At 39.9% G+C, this 24,479-nt stretch carries 26 protein-coding genes and 3 tRNA genes; 28 read left to right on the top strand and 1 reads right to left on the bottom strand.

Features of this window, described 5'->3' with window-relative positions; translation table 11 throughout:
• The first annotated feature begins 136 nt into the window (after nt 1-136).
• The 22 genes from BXO88_RS08095 to BXO88_RS07990 all read left to right on the top strand — a co-directional run bounded on the left by BXO88_RS08095 (nt 137) and on the right by BXO88_RS07990 (nt 14,774).
• Nucleotides 137-209: transfer RNA gene (locus tag BXO88_RS08095), tRNA-Asn, on the top strand.
• Nucleotides 210-248: 39 nt separating this feature from the next.
• A tRNA-Cys gene (locus BXO88_RS08090) sits at nt 249-319 on the top strand.
• A gap of 5 nt (nt 320-324) precedes the next feature.
• Nucleotides 325-396, top strand: a tRNA-Glu gene (locus BXO88_RS08085).
• Between the two features lie 358 nt (nt 397-754).
• Nucleotides 755-964, top strand: a complete 210-nt coding sequence (locus BXO88_RS08080) for a hypothetical protein (RefSeq protein WP_078037229.1) — start codon at nt 755-757, stop codon at nt 962-964.
• A gap of 127 nt (nt 965-1,091) precedes the next feature.
• Nucleotides 1,092-2,078 (top strand): biotin--[acetyl-CoA-carboxylase] ligase, encoded by a 987-nt coding sequence (locus BXO88_RS08075; RefSeq protein WP_168171653.1) that lies wholly within the window; start codon nt 1,092-1,094, stop codon nt 2,076-2,078.
• Between the two features lie 92 nt (nt 2,079-2,170).
• Nucleotides 2,171-2,812 carry a hypothetical protein gene (locus BXO88_RS08070; protein ID WP_078037227.1) on the top strand — a complete coding sequence of 214 codons (642 nt, stop codon included), beginning with the start codon at nt 2,171-2,173 and terminating at the stop codon, nt 2,810-2,812.
• 9 nt (nt 2,813-2,821) lie between these two features.
• Complete coding sequence (locus BXO88_RS08065; protein WP_078037226.1) at nt 2,822-3,397, top strand: guanylate kinase; 576 nt, start codon at nt 2,822-2,824, stop codon at nt 3,395-3,397.
• Nucleotides 3,369-4,280 carry a DNA polymerase III subunit gene (locus tag BXO88_RS08060; protein ID WP_078037225.1) on the top strand — a complete coding sequence of 304 codons (912 nt, stop codon included), beginning with the start codon at nt 3,369-3,371 and terminating at the stop codon, nt 4,278-4,280. The genes BXO88_RS08065 and BXO88_RS08060 overlap by 29 nt, the downstream gene beginning before the upstream one ends.
• A 119-nt stretch (nt 4,281-4,399) precedes the next feature.
• The gene (locus tag BXO88_RS08055; RefSeq protein WP_078037224.1) at nt 4,400-5,380 is read left to right on the top strand and encodes a PSP1 domain-containing protein; all 981 of its coding nucleotides are present in this window, start codon (nt 4,400-4,402) and stop codon (nt 5,378-5,380) included.
• Between the two features lie 60 nt (nt 5,381-5,440).
• Entirely contained in the window at nt 5,441-6,163 is a 723-nt protein-coding gene (locus BXO88_RS08050) for a tRNA1(Val) (adenine(37)-N6)-methyltransferase (protein ID WP_078037223.1), read from the top strand.
• A gap of 184 nt (nt 6,164-6,347) precedes the next feature.
• On the top strand, nt 6,348-6,764 hold the full coding sequence (locus tag BXO88_RS08045) for a signal peptidase I (protein ID WP_168171652.1): 417 nt from the start codon (nt 6,348-6,350) through the stop codon (nt 6,762-6,764).
• Nucleotides 6,765-6,796: 32 nt separating this feature from the next.
• On the top strand, nt 6,797-7,465 hold the full coding sequence (locus BXO88_RS08040) for a TasA family protein (RefSeq protein WP_078037221.1): 669 nt from the start codon (nt 6,797-6,799) through the stop codon (nt 7,463-7,465).
• A 6-nt stretch (nt 7,466-7,471) separates the two neighbouring features.
• Nucleotides 7,472-7,693, top strand: coding sequence for a hypothetical protein (locus BXO88_RS08035; RefSeq protein ID WP_078037220.1), 222 nt, complete (start codon nt 7,472-7,474; stop codon nt 7,691-7,693).
• A 226-nt stretch (nt 7,694-7,919) separates the two neighbouring features.
• Nucleotides 7,920-8,102 (top strand): DUF951 domain-containing protein, encoded by a 183-nt coding sequence (locus BXO88_RS08030; protein ID WP_078037219.1) that lies wholly within the window; start codon nt 7,920-7,922, stop codon nt 8,100-8,102.
• Between the two features lie 158 nt (nt 8,103-8,260).
• Nucleotides 8,261-8,602, top strand: a complete 342-nt coding sequence (gene rpsF / locus BXO88_RS08025) for a 30S ribosomal protein S6 (protein ID WP_078037218.1) — start codon at nt 8,261-8,263, stop codon at nt 8,600-8,602.
• Between the two features lie 23 nt (nt 8,603-8,625).
• A complete protein-coding gene (locus BXO88_RS08020) occupies nt 8,626-9,108 on the top strand; it encodes a single-stranded DNA-binding protein (protein WP_078037217.1) in 483 nt (160 codons plus the stop codon).
• A 41-nt stretch (nt 9,109-9,149) separates the two neighbouring features.
• Entirely contained in the window at nt 9,150-9,416 is a 267-nt protein-coding gene (gene rpsR, locus BXO88_RS08015; protein WP_036610981.1) for a 30S ribosomal protein S18, read from the top strand.
• Between the two features lie 166 nt (nt 9,417-9,582).
• Entirely contained in the window at nt 9,583-11,622 is a 2,040-nt protein-coding gene (locus BXO88_RS08010) for a DHH family phosphoesterase (RefSeq protein WP_078037216.1), read from the top strand.
• The gene (rplI, locus tag BXO88_RS08005) at nt 11,622-12,068 is read left to right on the top strand and encodes a 50S ribosomal protein L9 (RefSeq protein ID WP_078037215.1); all 447 of its coding nucleotides are present in this window, start codon (nt 11,622-11,624) and stop codon (nt 12,066-12,068) included. Before BXO88_RS08010 ends, rplI begins: the two co-directional genes overlap by 1 nt.
• Nucleotides 12,069-12,154: 86 nt before the next feature.
• A complete protein-coding gene (dnaB, locus tag BXO88_RS08000; protein ID WP_078037240.1) occupies nt 12,155-13,510 on the top strand; it encodes a replicative DNA helicase in 1,356 nt (451 codons plus the stop codon).
• A 155-nt stretch (nt 13,511-13,665) separates the two neighbouring features.
• The gene (locus BXO88_RS07995; protein WP_078037214.1) at nt 13,666-14,451 is read left to right on the top strand and encodes an adaptor protein MecA; all 786 of its coding nucleotides are present in this window, start codon (nt 13,666-13,668) and stop codon (nt 14,449-14,451) included.
• 83 nt (nt 14,452-14,534) lie between these two features.
• Nucleotides 14,535-14,774 (top strand): DUF1858 domain-containing protein, encoded by a 240-nt coding sequence (locus tag BXO88_RS07990; RefSeq protein ID WP_078037213.1) that lies wholly within the window; start codon nt 14,535-14,537, stop codon nt 14,772-14,774.
• A 121-nt stretch (nt 14,775-14,895) separates the two neighbouring features.
• Here BXO88_RS07990 and BXO88_RS07985 read toward each other — a convergent pair whose 3' ends face one another.
• On the bottom strand, nt 14,896-15,489 hold the full coding sequence (locus tag BXO88_RS07985; protein ID WP_078037212.1) for a TetR/AcrR family transcriptional regulator: 594 nt from the start codon (nt 15,487-15,489) through the stop codon (nt 14,896-14,898).
• Nucleotides 15,490-15,768: 279 nt separating this feature from the next.
• Here BXO88_RS07985 and BXO88_RS07980 point away from each other — a divergent pair, with 279 nt between their 5' ends.
• The 6 genes from BXO88_RS07980 to BXO88_RS07955 all read left to right on the top strand — a co-directional run bounded on the left by BXO88_RS07980 (nt 15,769) and on the right by BXO88_RS07955 (nt 24,453).
• Complete coding sequence (locus BXO88_RS07980; protein WP_242945180.1) at nt 15,769-18,066, top strand: efflux RND transporter permease subunit; 2,298 nt, start codon at nt 15,769-15,771, stop codon at nt 18,064-18,066.
• Between the two features lie 5 nt (nt 18,067-18,071).
• On the top strand, nt 18,072-20,546 hold the full coding sequence (locus BXO88_RS07975) for a hypothetical protein (RefSeq protein WP_078037211.1): 2,475 nt from the start codon (nt 18,072-18,074) through the stop codon (nt 20,544-20,546).
• A 10-nt stretch (nt 20,547-20,556) separates the two neighbouring features.
• Nucleotides 20,557-21,879, top strand: a complete 1,323-nt coding sequence (locus BXO88_RS07970) for a hypothetical protein (RefSeq protein WP_168171651.1) — start codon at nt 20,557-20,559, stop codon at nt 21,877-21,879.
• 272 nt (nt 21,880-22,151) lie between these two features.
• Nucleotides 22,152-22,973, top strand: a complete 822-nt coding sequence (locus BXO88_RS07965) for an AzlC family ABC transporter permease (RefSeq protein WP_078037209.1) — start codon at nt 22,152-22,154, stop codon at nt 22,971-22,973.
• Entirely contained in the window at nt 22,966-23,268 is a 303-nt protein-coding gene (locus tag BXO88_RS07960) for an AzlD domain-containing protein (RefSeq protein WP_078037208.1), read from the top strand. Before BXO88_RS07965 ends, BXO88_RS07960 begins: the two co-directional genes overlap by 8 nt.
• An 18-nt stretch (nt 23,269-23,286) precedes the next feature.
• Complete coding sequence (locus tag BXO88_RS07955; protein ID WP_078037207.1) at nt 23,287-24,453, top strand: acyltransferase family protein; 1,167 nt, start codon at nt 23,287-23,289, stop codon at nt 24,451-24,453.
• Nucleotides 24,454-24,479 lie beyond the last annotated feature (26 nt).

Raw genomic sequence — 24,479 nt, 5'->3', positions numbered from 1 at the left:
AGTGCTGTAAAGCATTCAGGTGATAGTTACTAATAGGTCGAGGGTTTGACCAATATGGTTGAATTTACTGGATATGGAATTGATGTTGATTATCTACAAATTGGATGATATTATATAGAGCAGATATTTTTGTTATGCCTTCATAGCTCAGTCGGTAGAGCACGCGGCTGTTAACCGCGGTGTCGTTGGTTCGAGTCCATCTGGAGGCGCTATATCTAAAATTTATTTTTTAGATTATACAGTTATAAGGCGAAGTAGCCAAGTGGTAAGGCGTGGGTCTGCAACACCCTGATCACCGGTTCGAACCCGGTCTTCGCCTTTTTTGGCGCCATGGTCAAGTGGTTAAGACACCACCCTTTCACGGTGGTATCACGAGTTCGAATCTCGTTGGCGTCATGATTTTTATCTCAGGACTTGCTCCTGAGATTTTTTTTTGCAACAAATATAGTCGCATTTGAGACTATGGTCGTTTTTTAGAGTATAGGAAAACTAACCGGGGTAGGATATAATTACAGAGCGCACTTAAACATGATCATGTTGGCGGAAGGATTATCTCAGGATAGTTCCGAAGCTAAAGAAACATACGTTAGATATATACTTGAAGAAAAATCGTAAAATTTTAGTCGTGGTTAAATTTTATAAGCCCCGAATCCATTTGCCGTGACAGACGAAATCTAAAAAAATTAGAGGTAATGTTTATAATCCAAATTAGTCTTTGGCAAGTGGTAAAAAAAGAAAAGGAGATAGTAAAAACATGGATGTAGTCATGCAGGAAAAATATTTGTCAGGACTTTTGAGAATGAGAAATAAAGGAACAAGGATTTTATTTAATGGAAAAGAATTGCCCTATGAATTCTGGTATAGACTATTTCATAAATCAGGAAATGGTGGTTTCTATAAAATGGATTACTGCAATAAAGATTTTAAAGAAATAAACTTTAAGTGGATCGGCGTACAAAACTAATCATTTGGTAAATGTTATATTAAGGGAGGGGACCTTGCAGCAAGGGTCCCTTTTCTTGTATATATATTTAATATTTGATATTATTTATCAGTCAGAATGGATGATGTGGCATTTCCGGGAGGGTTCTATGGCAGTAAAGAAGACATTGACAGCCTTGTTGGAGGAGAATAAAGGAAGATTTATTTCAGGTGAAGAAATAGCGGAAAAACTTAACTGTTCCAGAACCGCTGTTTGGAAGGCAGTCAATCAACTAAAGGAAGAAGGATATGAGATTATTTCTATAAAGAATAAGGGCTATAAACTGTCAGAAAACTCAGATGTACTATCAGAGGAAGCTATAAGCAGATATCTGGATGGAAACTATACGATAAAAGTATTTCAGGAAATATCAAGTACAAATGATGTTCTCAAAAAGATGGCTGTAACAGAACATGCAGATCAGGGAACAACTATAGTTTCAGATTATCAGCTTGGAGGAAAAGGAAGACTGGGAAGAAGCTTCTTCTCGCCAAAGGGAACAGGACTTTATTTGAGTATGCTGCTTAGACCGGACGGCTCGGTGATCGATAATCTGATGCTGACGGCACAGGCGGCGGTGGCTGTATATAGGGCTATAAAGGATGTTACAGGTATTGAGCTATCAATTAAGTGGGTCAATGATCTTTATTTCAATGGCAGAAAGATCTGTGGCATATTATCTGAAGGTCAGGCAAGTATGGAATCAGGTAAGATGGAGTACATAGTTGTGGGCATCGGAGTTAATATTTACGAGCCTGAGGAGGGTTTTCCTTCTGATATTGTAAATAAGGCTGGGTCAATTCTTGGTAAAAGATCTGAAGGACGGAAGATAGATAGAAATGAACTTGCGGCACATATAATCATGGAATTTTACAAATTAGCTGAAAGAAAAACATTAGCACCTGAATACATTGAAAAAAATATAGTTCCCGGTCATGATATCCTGGTGATAGACGGTACTAAAGTACGTAACGCACATGCCACAGGTATATGTGATGACGGTACGCTTGAAATAATTGAAGCAGACGGTAGTAAAAACATTCTTGTATTTGGTGAAGTTTCAGTCAGATTAGATGATAAGGATGAGATACTCTAGAGATGATTTAGAAAGAGTTTTCTTCAGAGTAGTATAAGAAGTTATTATTGTTCATATGTAATGTAAGTTACATAGGTTTTGAGGCAATGAGCATGAGTGAGAAAAAGGTTAGAAGTACAAAGAGAAAGAAAAAACAGGAGGCTACGCTTATAGGAGATTTATTTAAAATCCTGTTCGCTGTGTCAATGCTGGTTGTTGCAATTCTGGTTTCTTTTTTCGTATTTAAAAATGTTGATGGTTTTTCTCTACCTGATTTGAGAGTTACGATAGCAGAGACCAGTGAGCCTGTTACAGTAACTGTAGCTCCAACAGAGTCTATTCAGGAAACTACCACCATCAGTACTACAGTTTCACAATCCGAGGAAGTAAAAGCGGATAATGAAGAGGTAGAGAAGAATATTGAATCTGCAGAAGCTTCTGTTGAAGCAGAGGAGTCCGAGAGTTCATCAGATATCGAAGAGGCTCCGGAATCAGAGGAGATAATTGAAGAGTCAGGTAATGAGACTCAAGCTGATAAGAAAAAACAGAATAATGACGAAATCATAGAAGATAGAGATTATGAAGAGTCTGATTATACTGATGAGGCAGAGAAACCCCGTATCATACCGGAGAATGTTGAAAATGGAATAATAACAGAGGGACCGGTGGCAGGAGCTCCTACAACAGGCGGTGGACCCGGTTCGTCAAATGATGGAATCGAAATCAGCAACGGTGGACCTGTGGTTTTAAATTAAGAGGAACAAATGATATATTACTTATTCGGAAAATCAGCCAGTGGCAAAGACACAATCTATAAGAAACTAAAGGAATTGAAGCCTGAATGGAGGGAAATTACTCCTTATACCACTCGTCCTATACGTGAGGGTGAGACAGAGGGTGTGGAATACCACTTTGTAAGTAATGAACAGATGGATCAGTTCAAACGAGATGGAAAGATAATAGAAGAAAGAATATATCAGACTGTATATGGACCATGGAGATATGGAACTGTAGATGATGGTCAGATACAGCTTTCGGATAACTCGGACTATCTGATGATAGGTGTTCTGGAAAGTTATATAAATACTCGTGATTATGTAGGGGAAGAAAACATTACACCTATATATATAGAAGTTCCAGATGATATCAGGCTGGAAAGAGCCAAACGTCGTGAGATGCAGGAGAAAAATCCTAAGTTGGATGAAATGATGAGGCGTTTTGAAGCCGACAATAGGGATTTTTCGGAAGAAAAGCTTGAAAAAGCAGGTATAAGGAAGAGATATAGAAATATCTTTATAGAAGAATGCGTAGATGAAATCATTAAGGATACCAGAAAATAACATATATAACGCTTATTTAATCGAAGGTGATGATATGGAGCTTATAAAATCATCAGCGATTGACTTTGCGGAAAAACTTTTGATCCGGGATGCTTCAGATGAAGATTCGGAAGCGGTGCCCATATATATGGAAAGAGGTTATGAATCCAGGGAAGAATGGGAAGACAGTGTAAGAAAAAGGGTAAGTAACAATGAGCATCCTGATCTTATGATCATTAGACCAGACAAGCCTGAAGATAATCCAACAACTGTTTCCGTCGGAAATATCCGTAACAATATAAACGGAACCGTTGAGGTACGCCCATATGAAGCGTTATATAAAATCTATCTGATCGAACACGCGGAGTGTATGAACCAACAGGCACAGAATGCGCTTCTCAAGACATTGGAGGAACCTCCTCAATATGTGGTGATAATGCTTCTGGCGTCAAACAGTGATGCGTTTCTGCCTACGATCCTTTCCAGAGTCATCGAGATAAAGGCTGGAGAAAGGGACGTTAAAGAAGTTATTAGTGATATGCTTTCCGAAGACTGGTCAAAAGAGACGGTGCATTTTTTATCGGAAATAGGGTTCAGAAATGGAAAAGAGATTCTTGACTTTACTGATAAGATAACCAAGGAATGGAAGATACCTATAGGCACATTTTTAAGTTTTATTGAAATTGTTTTAAGAGATGTGTTATGCTATAAAAGCACGTCAAAAATCGAGTTGATATATGGTCATGAAATAGCTCAGGATATTATCAAGATGTCAACAGTTATGAGCTATGAGAAGCTGGGACGTGCGACCGAAAATATAGAAAAAGCATTTAGAGATTTGCCTCTAAATGTAAATAAAGAAATACTGATTGAAGATTTCTTATTGAAGCTGAGACATAATTAGTAGTTGTTAGTAAAATTCCAGTACCGGATATATACTGGTACTGGAATTTTTAATAGCTAAGTTTAATAAAAGAGCAAATCGCTTTTTGATGATTTTTTGATAAAGAAAGTAAGGGATATATGACAGAAGTAATAGGCGTAAGGTTTAGGACTGCCGGTAAGATATATTATTTTGCCCCGGGAGATATAAAGTTCGTCAGGGGTGACCATGCCATAGTTGAGACGGCAAGAGGTGTTGAGTATGGTTTTGTTGTAATGGGCAATAAGGATGCTGAAGATGAAAAGATCATTCAGCCACTGAAGCCTGTTATACGTAAAGCTGTACCAGAGGATGATGTTCTTCATGAGGAGAATAAAGTCAAGGAAAAGGAAGCCTTTAAGGTTTGCCTGGAGAAAATCCATAAGCATAATCTCGAGATGAAGCTCATAGATGTAGAATACACTTTTGACAGGGGTAAAGTTCTGTTTTATTTCACAGCTGATGGAAGAGTGGATTTTAGAGCATTGGTTAAGGATCTTGCGTCTATCTTCAGAACACGTATCGAGTTGAGACAGGTGGGCGTAAGAGATGAGACAAAGATTCTTGGCGGATATGGTACTTGCGGAAGACCACTGTGCTGCCATACCTTCCTTTCTGATTTTGCTCCAGTGTCTATACGTATGGCAAAAGAGCAGGGACTTAGTCTTAATCCGGCAAATATTTCAGGTGTATGCGGAAGACTTATGTGCTGCCTAAAGAATGAGGAAGAGGTTTATGAATTTTTAAATTCCAGACTTCCTTCAATGGGTGACAATGTTACAACTCCTGATGGACTGAAGGGAGAGGTTACCTCTGTTTCTGTGCTTAACCAGAAGGTAAAGGTTATAGTTAATCTGGAAAATGAGGATGAGAAGGAACTTAGAGAGTATAAGGTCTCTGAATTGAAATTTAAGCCTCGTAAAAAAAATAATTCAGGCAATGAAAAGAAGTCTGACGGAAAAAACGTAAACCATAACAGCGGAAAAGGAAACAGAAACAATCAGATCAGTCAGGAGGATGAAGACATCGAGGCATTGGAAAAGCTGGAAAGAAGTGATCCAAGGTCAGGACTGGATGATTGAGATACTTGAATAGTTTTATTATTGGTACCGGTTTTGATCCGGTATCGGGTTTTATATGTAATGGCGGAGAGAATAGACGATCTACAGTGTAATGGATATAAGATAATTCAGGATACAGATGGATTTTGTTTCGGTATGGATGCTGTGCTGCTGGCGAATTATGCGCTGGCAGCAGTAAATGATGAAACAAGATTATTGGATCTCTGCAGTGGTACAGGGATAGTTCCACTTTTAATAGCTGCAAAGACAGGCTGTAGAGAATTAACAGGAATCGAGCTTCAGAAAGATGTTGCTGATATGGCAGAAAGATCAGTGAAGCTTAATCAGCAGGAAAACAGGATGAGGATAATTCAGGGAGATCTCAGAGAAATAAAGGAGCTGGGTCTGGATTCAAGTATGAATGTTGTCACCTGCAATCCTCCGTATATGAATGCGGGATTGAAAAATGCTACGGACAGAAAGCTTATTTCCAGACATGAAGTGATGTGTACCTTGGCAGATGTATGTTATGCTGCGGCATATACGTTGAAATCTAACGGAAAGTTTTTCATGGTGCACAGACCTAATCGTCTTGTTGATATCTTCAATGAGCTTCGTAAGGTTCATTTGGAGCCGAAAAGAATGAGGCTCGTATATCCCTATGAAAACAGCGAGGCAAACATGGTTTTGCTGGAGGCTGTAAAGGGTGGAAAGACACAATTAACTGTGGAAAAACCTCTGGTAGTGTATAAAGATAAAAATATTTATACAGATGAAATAGTCAGTATTTATGCTGTTTCATGACGTGAAATATAGTCTAAAAAGCGACTATAGTCGTTTTTTAGACATTCTCAGGAAAAACCAAATATGTTAGTCTTCAGGCATGAGAAATATTGAGGAACGATATTCGTTGAACTCATTTTTCTCGTGCCTTTTATTTATTTTTGATGAAATGTACCGGTCACTAATCAGAAAGGAGATACTGAAAATGGGAGGGATAAGAAAATATTTGAATGCAGTGTTTGCATTGATATCTGCTGGTTTTACGCTGCTACTTGTTTTGATAGCTTTCTATGCACTGTTTTGTTCCTATAAGGAACAGAGCCGAGGAACACCGTTTTTTCTTTTTGGATGGAAGCCGGTAATTGTTTTATCAGATTCCATGGAACCAACTTATACTTCAGGAGAAATAGTACTTGTAAGAGAAAAGCAGGAGTCACCGAAGTTGAATGAAATAGTCATGTTCAGACAAAAAAATTACGGTATGAATTCCTATGTTACACATAGGATCGTCGGATATGATTCCGATGGATATATAACAAAGGGAGATGCCAACAGAACAGAAGATCCTGGAAGGATACAGGAAAAAGACATTATCGGAACAGTTAAATATGTATTGTTCTGAAAAAGGTAAAAATTAATAAGGAAGAAAACACAATGAAGAAAAAAAGAATTGCAGCAGCAACAATATCGGTTTTGGCGTTGATCTCAGCAATAACAGGATCATATGCTTATTTTACAGATAAAAAATCCATAGATATTTCAGCAAAGACGACAAATCTCGCAATCGAGGTTGATGACAGAGAGTTTACGAATGAAAAGGTAAAGAACATGCTGCCGGGAGACAGTAGAGAATTGAGTTATACCGTGACAAATGTGGGAAAGGCCGATGCATTGGTCATATCAGAGATAACGCTTATTTCTTCTGTTCCGATGGATGATACAGTTGAATGGTTCATTCAGGATACGGATGGAAACTTCAGTGATGAGGATAGACAAGTTGATCCGGAAATGGCAGGAAAAGACTTTGTTGATGAAGTTACTATAAATGAAGTTATGGATTCAAAGATAAAATTTGTTTCTTTGACAGATGATAGTAAGGTGGCAAAGTTTATAGTGAATAATGGTGTTTTGGCAAGAAATCAGACAAGTACAGTTGATTTACTGCTTACTCTAGGACTTAATGCGGGCAACAGTTTTATGGACAGTAACTGTGAAGTGATAGCAAATGTATATGGAATACAGAATGAAAATACAGATGGAGCTTTGACATGGGAGTTCATAAAGGATACAGCAGATGCTAACGGACAAATCGAGAATCCGTAAGAGCAAATGATAAGACATAAGATTGTACTGACTGTATTTATACTTATTATGTCTACATATACTTCGATGGCAAATTATGTGGATAAAGAGTGTAAAAGTATAACAGCATGTGCAGCAAGCTGGGAGGATAATGAAGAGACCGGGTGTTGCTATGAGATAAACAATGAGATTCCTAATGAAACAGATGTGGAAGAGTATGTTTTTCCGGTGACTCCGAGTGAAATATAACATCTATATAACTATATAATAGAAGAATTAACACAAAATATTTATAGGCTCAGAGCCAATATGTTATACTGAGCGATGTTAGGATCAGATGATAGATCAACGTCTGATGAGAGTATCGGTGAAAACAGTTATATTTACACATGAATCAAATCAAATCAGTCACACAACACAAATGATTCAAGATGATCAAATTATAACAGCGGCTTGATTGGAGTTAATATATAGTATGGAAAACATAGAGCTTGGAGACATTATTACAGTAAAGAAGCAACATCCCTGCGGATCTTCGGAATGGGAAGTGTTGAGAGTCGGTGCCGATGTAAGGATTAAGTGTATGGGCTGTGGACATATGTTGTTATTGCCCAGATCAAAGGTCAGCTCGATGATCAAAAAGGTCAGAAGAACATGATAAAATAAATTTTGTAACAATAAATAATAAAAAAATAATTTAAACAATAAAAAAGCTTGCATAATTTCGGCTTCTTTGTTAGTATTCTGTTTTGTATCAATAAATTCCTTGTTTCCGCCCTGATTGCGGAAGCCAGAGACCAAAAGGAGGTAAAGCAGATGAACAAATATGAATTATGTGTTGTTCTGAGTGCGAAGCTCGAAGATGAGGAGAGAACAGCTGCTCTCGAGAAGATTAAGGGATATATCACCCGTTTCGGTGGCACTGTTGGAGAGAACATCCAGGAGTGGGGCAAGAAGAGACTTGCATATGAGATTCAGCATATGAAGGAAGGCTTCTACTACTTCATTCCATTTACAGGTGATTCCAATACTCCGAATGAGCTTGAGAGCCACATTCGCATTATGGAACCAGTTATCAGATATCTTGTTGTTAAGCCAGAAGCTGAGACTGAGGCAGTTGTAGCTCCAGAAGCTGCTGCTGAAGAGAAAGCTGAATAAGCAAGCGGAAAGCGAGAACAAAAATGAACAAAGTTATCCTAATGGGTAGATTAACCAGAGATCCTGATGTGAGATATTCACAGGGTGAAGGCTCTATGGCGATTGCGAGATATACACTGGCGGTTGACCGTCGTGTTCGCAGAGATGGAAATGCTCAGGACCAGCAGACAGCAGATTTTATCGGTTGTGTTGCTTTCGGAAAGTCTGCAGAGTTTGCAGAGAAGTATTTACATCAGGGAACAAAGATTGCCGTTGAGGGTAGAATCCAAACCGGAAGCTATACTAACAAGGATGGCCAGAAGGTTTATACAACAGATGTTGTTGTAGAGAATCAGGAGTTCGCAGAGAGTAAGAATGCTTCAAACGGAAACGGTGGAAGCTTTTCAAGTGGCAGAGGTTATGATTCCGGAAGCCATATGTCCTCACAGCAGGGAGGAAGCTCAATCGGTGATGGTTTTATGAATATACCTGATGGGGTAGAGGACGAGGGACTCCCATTTAATTAATCGTAGGGAAACCCTTGTGTATTTTACAAGGAGGATTAACCATGGCATTTCAGAAGTCAGATAGAAGTGGCTCAAGACCTAGAAGAGCCGGCGGTTTCCGTAGCAGAAGAAAGGTTTGCGTATTCTGCAGCGAGAAAGCTAAGCCTATTGATTATAAGGATGTAGCTACATTAAGAAAGTATATCTCTGAGAGAGGTAAGATTCTTCCAAGAAGAATTACCGGAACATGTGCTAAGCACCAGAGAGCTATCACTCTTGCAGTTAAGAGAGCAAGACACGTAGCACTTCTTCCATATCAGGTAGATTAATTTCGAATTTGATAGTATATATTGGATTTGAGATCGTCAGATAGGGATATATAAGATAAGCCTTAAGACCATAGCATCGGTTTGTGCTGATGCTATGGTCTTATTTTCATATCATTCTATTTATGATATACTAAATTCCAAAGTGTTAACTATCTGGAGACGAAAAATGAGTATAAAAAATCCGAAGAGTTTGATCGAAGCATACTTTTCATGGCCATTTATTCTTATATTTATTATTGTGTTAGCCAATATCATTCTGGCTTTCACGCTTCCTCATGCGGCATTTATACTGTCACCTTTTATCGCGATATATATTGCTGCCGCAGCTTATATTTATCTTACAAGAAGGACTAAGCTGCATGCCGCACTTCAGGCATATGCAATGGGAGCCAGTGATGTCCATTCTGAACTGTTTAATGAGATGCCTACACCATATTGCATGGTGGATGAAAAGGGAAATGTTCTCTGGGGAAACAGAAGGTTTGAAGAAATTGTGAGAAACGACAGGGCTGCCGCAGCTAATATTATGCAGATGTTTCCAAATATCCATGAGGATATGTTCCTTAGGGATGATGTAACACTGGAAATTCACTCTGACTATCAGGGAAGAAAATATCTTGTTGATCTGATCAGAACCAAGGTCACTACAGAGGATGGAAGTATGCCGTCACTGTATGATCCTGAGATGAAGACGATCGCTGTTTACCTCAGGGATGAGACTGAGGAAACACAGCTGAGATTTGCATTGGATCGTGAGCACATCGTCATAGGACTCATATATATAGATAACTATGAGGAGGTACTTGAACAGACCGAGGAAGTAAGACGATCTCTTCTTACCGCACTTATAGACAGAAAGATAAACCGTTATATTTCCGCAGTGAGCGGACTTACCAGAAAGATAGAGAAGGATAAGTATTTCTTTATTTTGAAGGAACAGTTCCTTTCAAAGATGCTTGATGACAGGTTCTCTATCATGGAAGAAGTCAAGCAGGTAAATATAGGAAATGAGCTTGCTGTAACTATCAGTATCGGTTTAGGTTACGGAGCCGAGACATATGCTCAGAACTATGAGTATGCTAGAACTTCCATGGATATGGCTTTGGGAAGAGGTGGAGATCAGGCTGTTGTAAAGTCCAATGAAAACATTACTTACTTTGGCGGTAAAGCCCAGACTCAGGAGAAGACAACCAGAGTAAAGGCCAGAGTGAAGGCTCAGGCATTTAAAGAGCTTCTTGAATCAAGAGACAGAGTTATCATCATGGGACATGCAAACAGTGATGTTGATTGTCTTGGCGCTTCTGTCGGTGTTTATCGAATGGCTACCACTCTCGGAAAGAGAGCCTATATTGTAGAAAATACTATAACCTCCACCATACTGCCATTAAAGGAGCGTTTTCTTCAGAATGATGATTATCCTGAGGATATGTTTATCACGGGATCTCAGGCTGTTCAGATGGTGGATAACAATACAGTTCTTGTTGTGGTAGACTGTAACAGACCGTCTATCATAGATGAACCTGAGCTTCTTAAAGTATGTAAGACCATAGTTGTATTTGATCACCATCGTCAGGCAAGTGAATCCATACAGAATGCAGTGCTCAGTTATTGTGAGCCTTATGCATCAAGTGCTTGTGAGATGATAGCTGAGATGATGCAGTATATAGGAGACGGAATAAAGGTCAAAGGACCTGAAGCCGATGCTATGTATGGCGGTATAGTTATAGATACGCAGGAATTTACAAATCAGACAGGTGTGCGTACCTTTGAGGCGGCTGCATACCTTAGACGCTGCGGAGCTGATATTACAAGGATACGAAAAGTTTTCAGAGAGAACTTCAAGGATTATCAGGCCAAGGCTTCGGCAATCTCCAGTGCAGAGATATATCGTAATGCCTATGCATTCAGTACGATAGAATCAAAGGGGCTTGAGAGCCCCACAGTTGTATGTGCCCAGACAGCTAATGAGCTTTTAAATATCAGAGGAATAAAGGCAAGTATCGTACTTACTCTTTATAATGATATTATATATGTTTCAGCTCGTTCTATAGATGAGATGAACGTTCAGGTGCTTATGGAGAAGCTGGGAGGCGGAGGTCACCGTACCATCGCCGGAGCACAGTTCAGAGAAGGAAGTATACCTGAAGCTATGGACTCCGTTAAGGCGGCAATTGACGAAATGATAAAGGAAGGGGAAGTTTCATAATGAAAGTTATATTATTAAAAGATGTAAAGTCTCTTGGAAAGAAGGGTGATATTGTTGAAGTATCCGAGGGATACGGAAGAAATTTCATCATTCCTTCAAAGACAGGTGTAGTTGCAGATAATAAGAATTTAAATACACTTAAGCTTCAGAAGCAGAATGAAGACAAAATCGCAGCAGAAAAGCTTGCGGAGGCACAGGCTCTTAAAGAAAAAATAGAGCAGATCAAGCTGACAATTACAGTTAAGTCAGGAAAGGACGGAAGAACATTCGGTTCTGTTTCAACAAAGGAAGTACAGGAGGCTCTGAAGAGTCAGTCAGGGATCAATGTTGATAAGAAGAAGTTTTCGGTTGATGTTCCCATGAAAAACCTTGGAGGCTATGATGTAAATGTTAAGCTTCACAAGGATGTGACAGCTGTTCTTCATGTTTCGGTGATCAGTGCCTGATAAACTTGAAATATGTTTAATTAAAAGGTTCCCCTAAGGGGAACCAATTTCATTTTATTTTGAATAAGGAAGAAAAAATGGCAGAAATGAATGAAAATATCCTGACAAGGATCGTTCCTCACAGTCAGGAAGCTGAGCAAAGTGTCATAGGAGCCATGCTACGTGATAAGGAGGCTGTTTCCACAGCCGCTGAAATCCTGATTCCTGATGATTTCTATCAGAAGCAGTACAGTCTTATGTTCGATGCCATGCAGGATCTGTATAATCATGATCAGCCTGTAGACATTGTTACGCTTTCAGAAAAATTAAAAAGCAATAATGTTCCTGCCGAGGTTTATGATATTTCTGTTATACGTGACATAGTGGTGTCTGTTGCGACCAGTGCCAATGTCAGATCACACTGCAATATCGTAAAAGAGAAGTCAATTCTCAGAAGACTCATAAAGGTCAATGAAGAAATTGCCAATATGTGCTATGCGGGAGAAGAGGAAGTAGATGATATCCTGGGTCAGACCGAACAGAAGATATTTAAGCTTCTGGAGACAAGAAATACAGGAGAATCCGAATCTATTGCCACAGTAGCACTTAAGGTTCTTGACAACATTCAGGAGGCTGCTAAAAACGGAGGACAGGTCACAGGAGTATCCACAGGTTTTTATGATCTCGATTATAAAACAGCCGGGCTTCAGAAATCGGATCTGATTCTTGTTGCAGCGAGACCTTCTATGGGTAAGACTGCATTCGTCCTTAATATCCTTGATACTGTAGGTGTACGTCAGCATAAGCCATGTATGATCTTCTCGTTGGAGATGTCACGCGAGCAGCTGGTAAACCGTATGCTTTCCATGGAATCCCTGGTAGATGCGGATAAGCTGAGAAAGGGTTCTCTTACTGATGAAGACTGGGGAGAACTTATAAACGCTGTGGATAAGGTGTCGGATGCCAACATTATCATAGATGATACACCAGGTATAACAGTTACTGAGATGCGTTCCAAGTGCAGAAAGGTTAAGCTGGAAAAGGGACTTGATCTTATAGTCATCGATTATCTTCAGCTTATGTCCGGTTCTGGAAGAGGAAGCGATAGCCGTCAGCAGGAGATTTCTGAAATTTCAAGATCGCTAAAGGCTATTGCAAGAGAGATGCAGTGTCCGGTACTGGCTCTTTCACAGTTATCCAGAGCCTGTGAGCAGAGACCGGATCATAGACCTATGCTTTCGGATCTTCGTGAGTCCGGTGCCATAGAGCAGGATGCAGATATAGTTATGTTTCTGTATAGAGATGATTACTATAATAAGGATACTGAACATCCGAATGAGGCAGAGGTTATCATAGCCAAGCAGAGAAACGGTCCTATAGGTACAGTTACCTTATTATGGCAGCCTCAGTATACAAGATTTGTTAATCAGGATCATTCCGGCAGAGATACTTATCAAGGCTGAGGTAATGCCGAAACAATATATGAGGGATATTCAATCTGCTCTTTATATAATTAAATAAGAGCAGATACATTAAACTTTTATAAAATATTCTTCATGGATTTGCATTTTATTAGTCTATAATATATTATCTGTGATTATAAAAAGGAGGAGCCATTATGAAAATAGAAAGAATAGATGACAACTCCATCAGATGTACATTAACGAGCTTGGATCTTAGTTCAAGAAATATCAATCTGCGTGATATGACCTATGGTTCAGAAGCAGCTAAACGACTGTTTACTGAGATGATGCAGAAGGCTCAGAGTGAAGTGGGCTTTATTGCGGATAACGGACCATTGATGATCGAGGCTGTTCCGCTTCAGGGTGGATCGATACAGCTTGTTATATCTAAAGTTGATGATCCGGAGGAGCTGGATACCCGTTTTTCAAAGTTTGCGCAATCCGGTTCATCCCAAAGCAGCTGGATTTCACAGCTTGCAAGTGAGATTCTTGAAGGAGCTCAGGATATAATTAAGGAAATGAAAGAAGGCGGAAGTCGTGAGAAGTCCGGTATAGGTGAATTAAGCACACCTGGGGCAGCTGACAGCCTTGATAATTCCGATAAGAATACAAATGATGAGGCTAAGAATTCTGCAGTAAAGGGTGAAGATGTGGTAAAGGCTTATGTCTTTAAAACACTTGACCGTGTTATGGCTGCGTCTTCTGCGGTAGGAGAGATTTATACAGGCTACAATACACTGTATAAAGACAATAAGGAAGGTAATTTCTATCTCGTACTTCATGCAGGAGCAGATGAAGCCGGAGCATTAAACAGAGCATCAAATCTGTTGAATGAGTTCGGAAGAAAGTTAAAGGACAATGAGCTTTATGAGGCTTACTTCAGGGAGCATTATGATGTTATCATTGAGTCTGATGCCATGCAGAAATTGAAAAGTATTTGATGAACGTATGACAGTTTTTATGATATAACATTTGTGATTTCATAAAATCTATATTTTGAAAGTTTGTAAGGAGATATGCAACTATGATTACAGTAACAAAGGATATGAGAATCGGAGACCTGCTTCAGTTAAACGAGATGGTCGCACCGTTCCTTATGCAGAATGGTATGGGATGTATCTACTGTCCTTCTTCCATAGCAGAATCACTGGAGGAGGCATGCATGGTTCATGGCATTGACAGCGACATGCTTACAGCTGATCTCAATGACGTACTTCGTGAGTATGAGGAATCTCAGAACGGTAAGGTTGCAGAGAGCAATTGATCATATCTGAATCCAAACGTGATATAAACATATAACAGTAATAAAAAAGACTTCGCCGGATGATGAAAAATCATCTTCAGTGAAGTCTTTTTAGTATGTTTAATAATGGGAATACAGAAAATCAGTGTGATTTCATGGAAAGTCCGCCGCTGAGAAGTTCTCCTGTGATGGTTGCGAGTTCATGCGGAGTTTCGTTCATACCGCTGGAAAACCAATACTGCAGCAGGCTGATACAGCCGCCTACAACAAAGGCATAGTAGCTGTCGAATTGATTGATGCCCTGTTTACGGACTATGATGGACCAGTCTGTAAGACATTTTTCTCTTACAAGTTCCTTTAATCTGTTAAGGAACTTAATATCTCCGTTCTCTCCTATGAGTATACGTACAAATCCGGAATTTTCTTTACACAGGTTGTAAACACCTTCAAATATACGTGTGGGATCATTGGAAACGGTATTTTCATCAAACTCACTGATGGTTTCGTGGAGTTCGGCCAATAAATCATTTTCGGATTGTTCTAAAAGATCAAATACATCTTTGTAGTGAAGATAGAAGGTTCCACGATTTACATCTGCGAGATCTGTAAGCTCTCTTACAGATATATCCTTTACCCTCTTTTTTTCCATGAGCTGAGCAAGGGCGGATTTTAACGCAGACTGAGTTTTTCTGATTCTTCTATCCATGGAGTCTGAGCTTTTTTTAGGAACTGTCATAGCAGTGACCTCTCTAATGTAGAAAAAATAGAAATAAGTAAAAATACAGTGCAAATAGGGGGATAATAAACATGCATCCAATTTGTGTTCAAAAACAAACTAAATGATGAAAATTGACTATTGCCAATTGGGATACTTATTCCTAAAATGAAGATATCACATAAATGAACATGTGTCAATAAACAGAAAAATGTTTGTAAACAAACTTGTTTCAATTATGATACAATATGTGTGATAGCAAGATATACAGATAATGGGCTTATCAGAGGGACATAATATATGAGTTTTTTTAATAAAAAGAAAAAAGCAGTTGCCTCAAAGGCTGAAGAAGCACTAAAGGCAATTAAGATAGCCAAAAGAGGAAATGTTGCAGATTTCATTGTTGACCACAATATAGGAATCCGTAACATTATCATTATGTTGGTAGTTGTTTTTGCTATCTGTTATCCTTTTGTTTCGGTAAATTACGATCTGACAAAGTACCTGCCGAATGATGTGGATTCCAAAATAGCGATAAACAAAATGAGAGAGGTTTTCGGATATCCCGGAACCGGAAGACTCATGTTAAAGGATGTTTCTTTATATGAGGCAAAGCAGTATAAAAATCAGATCGAAAAGATAGATGGTGTCGATCAGGTGGTTTGGTGTGATACTACTACTCAGATTTATGGCTCATCAGAATTCATCGATTATGACAAGATAGATGATTACTATGATGATGGATATGCGGTAATGGATATCACTTTTGTAGAAGGTGATACCTCAAAACGTACCCACAGAGCTATAAGTGATATAGATAAGCTCATAGAGGGCAGAGGCTCACTGGTGGGCATGTCCCCTACCAATAAATTTATAGAGGAAAATGTCAAGAAGGAGATGGCACAGATAATGGTCATCGTCGTTATACTTATCTTTTTCATCCTTCTTTTCACCACCACTTCATGGTTTGAACCGATTCTTTTCCTTACAGTCATAGGATGCGCCATAGTCATCAATAAGGGCTCTAATATTTTTCTAGGTGAGATATCCTATATTACAAACAATATCAGCGATATCCTTCAGCTCGCCACATCCATGGACTATTCGGTTTTCCTTCTTCATGCGTATGAGAGACAGAGAGAAGCAGGTCTCAATAAGGAAGAGGCTCTGAAGGTAGGTCTGATGGGAACCATAACCACCATACTCGCATCTTCACTGACAACTTTCTTTGGATTCATAGTTCTTGTTTTCATGAGATTCAGCATCGGATGGGATATGGGAATCGTTATGTCAAAGGGTATCATCTGCTCTTTGTTCATGGTCATATTCCTTATGCCGTCTCTTCTTTTGAGCTGGTCTGACAAGATAGATCAAATGAGACATAAGCCGTTTTTACCAAGCTTCCATGGTCTCAGTGTCGTAGTTAATAAGATAAGTCCGGTTCTTCTTATCGTTTCACTGGTGATCGCAGGTCCGATATATATAGCTCAGGGTATGAATGACTTTAAGTACGGTCCGGACGCCACAGGTGCAGGTCCCGGAACCTCAATGTATGAGAATTCTGCCGAGATAGATGAAAAGTTCGGTCGTTCAAACCTCCTAGTAGCTATCTTTCCTGACAATGACCGTATAAAAGAAAAAGAGCTATGCGATGAGCTTAAGGATCTCCAATATGTTAAGAAGGTAATGGGTATGGAATCCTATCTTCCGGAGGGTATGCCGGAAAACTTTCTTCCCGGTTCAGTTACAGAGCTGTTCCATAAGGACGGATACGCAAGACTTCTTATTTATATAAAGACGAAGCCGGAGTCAACAACTGCATTCAGATACAGTCAGGAAGTGTCAGATATTATCAACAGATACTATCCCGGAGAAGCATATATTACGGGAAATACTCCTACAACCATGGATATGGAGGAGGTACTTATCCCTGATTACAATCTGGTAAATGCATTGGCGATGTTAAGTATATTTATAGTAGTTGCTATTTCATTCAAGTCGGTGGTTATGCCTATAGTTGCCATGGTACCTATCATGATGGCCATATATGTTAACATGTCGCTCCCTTATCTTTCAGGAAGTGAGATAATATTTATCGCCTATGCTGTGGTGTCCTGTATACAGCTTGGCTCCACCATCGATTATGCCATATCCTCAACAGAAAGTTATCTTCAGTCCAGAGGAAGGGAGTCGGATAAGAGGATCGCGGCACGTATGATGACAGAACTCAGTTTTCCGTCGATACTCACTTCCGGAATCATCCTGATAGTATGTGGATATGCTATCAGCATCAAATCCTCCATTCCTGCCATAGGTCAGGTAGGACATCTGGTAGGAAGAGGCGCGATCTTCTCCGTGATATTTGTTACATGTTTAATGCCTACATTACTCAAGATAGCAGACAGACTTATAACAGGAACCTTCCTTTCCAGACATGAAAGACGTAAAAAGATGCTCAGGCAGTTTAAGCAGTACCTTCATGATAAGCGAGCAATGAGAAATGCTGAAAAGAACAAGTACAGGGAAGTTGAAGATATTTCGGAAGAAATGATGAGACAAAACAGACAGAAGAATAATGATTTTATGGAAGAGGAGTGAAGACAATGAGAAAGCATTTGACCAAAAAGAGGGTTAAAAGGATAGCGGCTGATGCTGTGCTTTTGAGCTGTCTTTCTACAAATATACTACTTACGCCTATGAAAGCTTATGCGGCAAGAGCCAGAGTAGAAGTGGATGAGACAATGTATCTGAATCTTGACCACTATGGTGCCGTGAATAAGGCCAATGTAGTTAAGGGGATAAATTTTAACGGAGTGGACAGCTATACTGACTTTGGTGATTATATAAATATCACCAACATGTCAGATGGACAGAAGCCGGATTTTAAGAATGGATCTGTAACCTGGCAGAAGTATAATGCGGGAAAATTTTATTTTGAAGGCACATTGAAGCCTGAGTCAGTGGAGATTCCGTGGAAGTTCGATATAACATATAAGCTTAACGGTGTAGTGACAGATGCAGATAAGATAGCCGGACAGTCAGGTCTAGTGGAAATGGATATAGATGCCTATCCCAATGACAAAGTGTCGGATTATATGAAGAATAACATGATGCTCATAGTGGCTGTGCCGGTGGATGTACAGAAGTGTTATTCGATTGATGCGCCGGATTCTCAGACAGCGACTCTCGGTCAGTACTCAGGTATAGTTTTCGAGGCATTGCCGGGCAAGGAGGGACACTTCACTTTAAGACTTGGCACAGATAAGTTTGAAACAGTGGGCGCCATCTTTATGATGAGCCCGGGAACAGTGGGAGATCTTTCCAAGATAAAAGAAATAAAAGAGATCAAGGATGATTTCAGAGATGATACCAATGCCATCATGGATGATTTTGATGATGTGCTGGATGGTGTGACCAATGTACAGTCACAGCTGGATCTCACCAATAAGATGCTTGCAAATCTTCAGTCAGGTAAGGATATACTCCATGACAATGTACAGGTTATCTTTAATGGCAATGATGTTGCGATACAGGATCTGAGAGATCTTCAGAGCACCCTTGAGCCTGTCAATGAGGATCTCAAAACCACACAGTGGATGGTCTATGATATCAATTCAAACCTGAATAACCTGGATAAGGATCTCATGGATGCAAGCTCAAAGCTCAATACCTTAAACAAACGTTTAAAGCAGCTAGGATCTTCAATGGGAGGATCAGGCTTATCTAATATGGAGATAGATGCTCTTTCCGAGGATCAAAAAAAGGCTGTTAACAGCCTTAATAATGTACTTAAGGGCGTCAATAAAGCAACAAATAATGCGACAGACCCTGATAATATGACACGGTTCAAGGCAAGTGCTTCCGAGATAGCCATAGATGCGGCAACGGACAATACGAATAATATCCATGGAATCAGTGGAACCGGAAGACTGAGTAGCAGTGAAAAAAGTCTCATAGCTGCAGTTTCCGAGGTCATGGGTGATAAGCTCTCAGGTATTGATGCTGAGAGTCTTGCATCAATAATAGCAGTGGCTGATTCTGCTGCAGTATCTGGTGATTCAGATAGTGAAAAAGCGAAATATATAGCATTTGTAAAAATGTATAAGGATCAGATTGCTGATCCTGAATTTGCGGCAAAGGCAAAAGAGGCGGGATATGATGTAAGTAAGGGTAAGAAATATGCCGATATAATGAAAAGCCCAACTGCTGCGCAGGCAACAAAAGCAACGACCTATGTCGATACACTTGATTCGCTTATTTCACTCAAGAAAAACTCAAAGACTCTTGCAAATGAGACTATAGCTACAGATGAAGAGGTCGGCAGTCTGGCCGAAAATCTGCATTCTCTTACAGACGCTATAACTGCACTTGAAGGAGCGGATAATGAGCTCTTCACATCAGATGAGGTGCAGCAGCTGATCAATGCGATCAATAATGTTATTTCGGATCTTGACGATATCATGAATTATGGAGGTGCTGTTGCATTTCAGGCTGCAAGGACTCTTAACACAGTAAGAACAACAATTGCCGATATAGACGGACTCATTGGAATCATGAATGCCTATTACGAGGATGTTCAGAAGACATTTGAGGATTCAGAGAATGTTATCATGCAGATGGAGAAGACTTCACAGGATGCGGCATCAGCTCTTCAGAATGTCAATAATGTCCTCAGGGCGGCAGAACCGGCACTTAATGCAGCAGCAGATGAAGGGCTTGAAGTAGGCAGACAGGCTGTTGAAAATACAAAGGATATTGTGGACAGCACAAAGCATCTGAAGACTACCGGTCGTAAGTTAAGAGATACCATCAACAATAAGCTGGACGAAGAGGAGGCTGATAACAATTTCCTGAATATGGATCCTGATGCTCCGAAGGTTTCACTAACAAGTTCAAACAATCAGGAGCCAACGTCCATATCCATCGTCTGTCGTTCAGAGGAAATCTCGGCAGATGATCCTGAGGCGAAGGTTCTGGATAGTGAGATATCTGATCCGGGAACAACACTGCTTCAGAGAATAAAGGCAGTATTTGCAAAATTGTGGAGCGGTATCTGCTCGGTTTTCGGAATAGAATAAGGAGGGCATGATGAAAAAGAGTTTACTTAGAGTAATGGGTGCGTGCATGGCTGTAAGCATTGGCACCGCCATCCCTGCATTTGCCATGGTGAAAAATATTGAGATCAATGCTGTTCTTGACTCGATTTCAGAGACTGATGCGGGAATATGCTTTTTTCCGGAATATGAAGTAAATGATGAGGAAGATGTAGACACAGTTATAGTTGCAGATGCCACAAGCATAAAGAATAATAATCCGACTATTCCTGCCACCATCAATGTGACTATAACAAGCGGCTCGGGTGCCCTCGACGATGATCTGAAGATCACAGGAACAGGTATAAGGACCACATATGTGGATACGGTTTCTGTAGACAATACAGAGGCAAGAGGCAGACTTCTGGTCTATCCTTTTTATGAGCTGACTGCTCCTCAGAATCTGATCATCGATACCACAAACAGTCAGGTGAGATGGGATGATGTCAAGTACGCAGGAAAGTATGAGGTGGTCATAAGCTATGTCGATAAGAATGGTAATGTTAAGACGAGCCATCATACAACATCCAAAACCTACTACAGCATAACAAGCGCGTTGACCGGGGCATATAACGGGCAGTTTGGTGTTGCCGTAAGAGCCGTTCCTACAGATGAGCAGGGATACATGGATGCGGTAATCGATGCTTCAGGCAGGGCCAATTGGACAGGTATGGATGTGTCACTGGCGGATGAGTATGAGGTTCGTATTAGTTATTCAGATGCAAACGGCAAGAAGATAACAAAAAAGTATCGTACATCTGAAACCAGCCATGATGTATCGGGATATGTAAATTCCGCACAGGCAGGAACACTTAAGGTTACTGTCAGAGCCATTCCAAAGAGAAATGATGCAAAGTATTACAATATAGCCATATCAAATTGGGCAAATGTCGGAAGCTATGCAGCGGATACCAGTGATTATGATGTGGATGACAAATGGGATTTCCTCAGTGATTACAAGTCAACTGTGGATGGAACTTTTGCTACCAATGTAAAGAGCAACGGAACATATAACAGTGTTCCCGCAGGATCAATAGGTTCCGGAGATGCCAATGCATTTTGGAAGAGAACCGCGTATAAATGGCAGTATATCGTTGACGGTGTGCCATTCAATCAGGGATGGAGACAGATAAACGACAGATGGTATTATTTCGATGCTGACAGCTATATGCATACAGGATGGCTGGAGCTGAACGGTGCGTGGTACTATCTTGAGTCCAGAGTTGGGGCTTCTGCAGGTGTTATGTGTACAGGTACACGGGAAATAAACGGAAAGACATATATTTTCGGAAGTGATGGTGTGTGCATAAATCACTGATTCCATAAAGAGTTCTCCTCACGGAATGACAAGGTGTCGAGTACTGAAAACAACTTAAAATATGAGTTAAAGGCATGGTGTCTGGATGAGATGTATCATCCGGCACCATGTTTTTTTATGATGGTGATGGTATGATCGTAAAGGACAAAAGAGTATCACAGAATTTCAGACATAATTTTTCACTATATAAATAATATTAACAATTATATAATTTAAAGATATACTAGTGTGGCTAGATATAAAAAAAGAAAGGGCAAAGGCGTCTGAAGAATATGAAAACTGAAAATAAGCGTTGGTTTTTAAAGGGACTGAAAAATGGAGTACCGATAGCGGCAGGATATTTTGCTGTATCCTTTGCACTCGGTTTTACTGCAGGAAATGCCGGACTTACGGTATTTCAGGCCACTCTTGCGAGTCTTCTTTGCAATGCTTCTGCCGGTGAATACGCCGGTTTTACAGTTATAGCATCAAAGGCCGGATATGTGACCATGGCGGTTATTACGGCCATCGTCAACGCGAGGTATCTTCTTATGTCTGCGGCGCTTTCTCAAAAGCTTCCGGAGGATACTAAACTTTCCCACAGATTATTAGTTGGTTTCTGGATAACGGATGAGATATTCGGAGCCTCTGTTACTGTTCCCGGAAAGCTCAATCCTTTTTATAATTATGGACTAGCCATTTGTTCTCTTAGCTTTTGGGCACTGGGGACAGGATCGGGAGTTATAGTTGGAAATATAGTTCCTCCTGATATAGTAAGTGCTTTGGGGGTACTGCTTTACGGTATGTTCCTTGCTATAATCATTCCACCTGCCAGAGATGATATCATCGTACGTGTGCTGGTATTTTTATCCATGGCTGCCAGTCTTATATGTTCAAAGCTTCCGTTTATTTCAGGTTTAAGTGACGGAACCAGAATAATCATACTTACCGTGATCATATCAGGTGCAGCAGCAGTACTGTTTCCTGTTAGGGACAGTGAGGATACAGAAGTTAAAGAGATTGAGAAGGCTCTGAATACAGAAAATAGTGGAGAAATGAGAGAAGACAGTACTTCCTATTTGAAAAATGAGATAAAGGAGGCAAAAAATGCATAACAACTATATATATATTCTGGTTATGTTCGGTGTATCATTTTTGATACGTGTGCTTCCTCTGACACTTATTCGAAAAGAAATAAAGAATGTAACTGTAAGATCCTTTTTATATTACGTTCCCTATGTTACACTTGCCGTTATGACATTTCCGGCTATCATGCATGCCACTGCAGAACCTTTGGCGGGGCTTGCGGCACTTGTTATAGGAATAGTCGTTGCGTGGTTCGGTGGAGGACTTTTTCCTACAGCCATCATATGCAGTCTTACGGTTTTTGTTCTTGAACATTTTATATAATGTTTCTCACGGAGGGATATGGCAGAAGAAATAAAAAAAGCTAAAAAAAAGGGGAGAGACGCGGGACTGGATCTCATAAGAGTGGTCGCCTGTTTACTTGTTGTAGGTACCCATGTTGATGTCATGGGAACAGGAGACAGTACGAAGCTTTTTATCAGATTACTTTTCGCAGATGGTGTGACCTTGTTTTTTATTCTCAGCGGCTTCTTTTTTTTCAGAAAGGGATTTGTTGAAACCTTGAAGAGGGCCCTGTCAAGCATAGTTTTTCCGGGTATCGCGGTCATGCTGTTAAGTTATCAGTTTTCTCCTTTTGTGAGAGATGAAGAGAACATAATATACTGTTTTACACACCTGAACTTTGATGTATGTGGATTTCTGACAGATCTTTTTTCCTGGGGAGGAAATATACGGGAGAGTATGGCGGCCCATTTATGGTATATATTTACCTATCTCCAGCTGGTGCTTGCATATCCGTTATTGAAGCCTTTATATTCAGAGAATGTCAGAGGAATAGACATTAACGAAAAAGACAGGTTCAGGAAATACAGATGGTTCATCATAGGATTTATCTTTATTAACCAGATCCTGATGGATCTCAATATGACCGGACTTATCAGTTTTTCACCGGTACAGATCTCACCTTTTATGCTTTACACCGCACCGGCTATGCTTCTTTTGACAGGGGCTGAGATAAAGGATCTAAAGAGATATTTGGACAGACCTGAGGCAGTACAAAAAAGAAAGCAGGTAAGGATCATATCAGCGGCTGTGCTGGTTATCGCATTTGCATCGAGATTTTTCTTACAAAGACAGGTATTTATCCTGAACAGTTCACAGGATTTTTATTTATACTGGAACTGTGCCTTTGCAACCGTGCAGAGTACGGCATTTGTGATATTTATTCTGAGCTTTGATTATGAAAAAAATAAACCGGTGAATTTCATCGCGAGAGCAGGAAGATACACCTTCTGGATATATCTTCTTCACTATGGAATCTACTATTTTATCTTTTTCAGAAAGGGACAGGATTGGAGCTTCGGTATCATTGATATGACGAATGGGTATGATACCATTTGGAAAGAAATACTTCATATACTGATACGTGTTCCTACTGTATTTTTACTGTCCCTTCTGGCTAGTTATGTTATCGAAAATATAAAGAGGATGATACAAAAGCTCCCATGAAGTTAACAACTTAGCTTCATGGGATT

Origin of the sequence: Oribacterium sp. C9 (genome assembly GCF_002007235.1) — a bacterium.
Taxonomy (GTDB): Bacteria; Bacillota; Clostridia; order Lachnospirales; family Lachnospiraceae; genus Oribacterium.
Note: the sequence above shows the minus strand (reverse complement) of the source record. Positions and strands in the feature narration are given on the sequence as shown.

Bases quoted from the DNA above. Each gene is read 5' to 3' on its own strand.
- BXO88_RS08080 (WP_078037229.1), top strand. From the start codon at position 755: ATGGATGTAGTCATGCAGGAAAAATATTTGTCAGGACTTTTGAGAATG.
- BXO88_RS08075 (WP_168171653.1), top strand. From the start codon at position 1,092: ATGGCAGTAAAGAAGACATTGACAGCCTTGTTGGAGGAGAATAAAGGA.
- BXO88_RS08070 (WP_078037227.1), top strand. From the start codon at position 2,171: ATGAGTGAGAAAAAGGTTAGAAGTACAAAGAGAAAGAAAAAACAGGAG.
- BXO88_RS08065 (WP_078037226.1), top strand. From the start codon at position 2,822: ATGATATATTACTTATTCGGAAAATCAGCCAGTGGCAAAGACACAATC.
- BXO88_RS08060 (WP_078037225.1), top strand. From the start codon at position 3,369: ATGAAATCATTAAGGATACCAGAAAATAACATATATAACGCTTATTTA.
- BXO88_RS08055 (WP_078037224.1), top strand. From the start codon at position 4,400: ATGACAGAAGTAATAGGCGTAAGGTTTAGGACTGCCGGTAAGATATAT.
- BXO88_RS08050 (WP_078037223.1), top strand. From the start codon at position 5,441: ATGGCGGAGAGAATAGACGATCTACAGTGTAATGGATATAAGATAATT.
- BXO88_RS08045 (WP_168171652.1), top strand. From the start codon at position 6,348: ATGGGAGGGATAAGAAAATATTTGAATGCAGTGTTTGCATTGATATCT.
- BXO88_RS08040 (WP_078037221.1), top strand. From the start codon at position 6,797: ATGAAGAAAAAAAGAATTGCAGCAGCAACAATATCGGTTTTGGCGTTG.
- BXO88_RS08035 (WP_078037220.1), top strand. From the start codon at position 7,472: ATGATAAGACATAAGATTGTACTGACTGTATTTATACTTATTATGTCT.
- BXO88_RS08030 (WP_078037219.1), top strand. From the start codon at position 7,920: ATGGAAAACATAGAGCTTGGAGACATTATTACAGTAAAGAAGCAACAT.
- rpsF (WP_078037218.1), top strand. From the start codon at position 8,261: ATGAACAAATATGAATTATGTGTTGTTCTGAGTGCGAAGCTCGAAGAT.
- BXO88_RS08020 (WP_078037217.1), top strand. From the start codon at position 8,626: ATGAACAAAGTTATCCTAATGGGTAGATTAACCAGAGATCCTGATGTG.
- rpsR (WP_036610981.1), top strand. From the start codon at position 9,150: ATGGCATTTCAGAAGTCAGATAGAAGTGGCTCAAGACCTAGAAGAGCC.
- BXO88_RS08010 (WP_078037216.1), top strand. From the start codon at position 9,583: ATGAGTATAAAAAATCCGAAGAGTTTGATCGAAGCATACTTTTCATGG.
- rplI (WP_078037215.1), top strand. From the start codon at position 11,622: ATGAAAGTTATATTATTAAAAGATGTAAAGTCTCTTGGAAAGAAGGGT.
- dnaB (WP_078037240.1), top strand. From the start codon at position 12,155: ATGAATGAAAATATCCTGACAAGGATCGTTCCTCACAGTCAGGAAGCT.
- BXO88_RS07995 (WP_078037214.1), top strand. From the start codon at position 13,666: ATGAAAATAGAAAGAATAGATGACAACTCCATCAGATGTACATTAACG.
- BXO88_RS07990 (WP_078037213.1), top strand. From the start codon at position 14,535: ATGATTACAGTAACAAAGGATATGAGAATCGGAGACCTGCTTCAGTTA.
- BXO88_RS07985 (WP_078037212.1), bottom strand. From the start codon at position 15,489: ATGACAGTTCCTAAAAAAAGCTCAGACTCCATGGATAGAAGAATCAGA.
- BXO88_RS07980 (WP_242945180.1), top strand. From the start codon at position 15,769: ATGAGTTTTTTTAATAAAAAGAAAAAAGCAGTTGCCTCAAAGGCTGAA.
- BXO88_RS07975 (WP_078037211.1), top strand. From the start codon at position 18,072: ATGAGAAAGCATTTGACCAAAAAGAGGGTTAAAAGGATAGCGGCTGAT.
- BXO88_RS07970 (WP_168171651.1), top strand. From the start codon at position 20,557: ATGAAAAAGAGTTTACTTAGAGTAATGGGTGCGTGCATGGCTGTAAGC.
- BXO88_RS07965 (WP_078037209.1), top strand. From the start codon at position 22,152: ATGAAAACTGAAAATAAGCGTTGGTTTTTAAAGGGACTGAAAAATGGA.
- BXO88_RS07960 (WP_078037208.1), top strand. From the start codon at position 22,966: ATGCATAACAACTATATATATATTCTGGTTATGTTCGGTGTATCATTT.
- BXO88_RS07955 (WP_078037207.1), top strand. From the start codon at position 23,287: ATGGCAGAAGAAATAAAAAAAGCTAAAAAAAAGGGGAGAGACGCGGGA.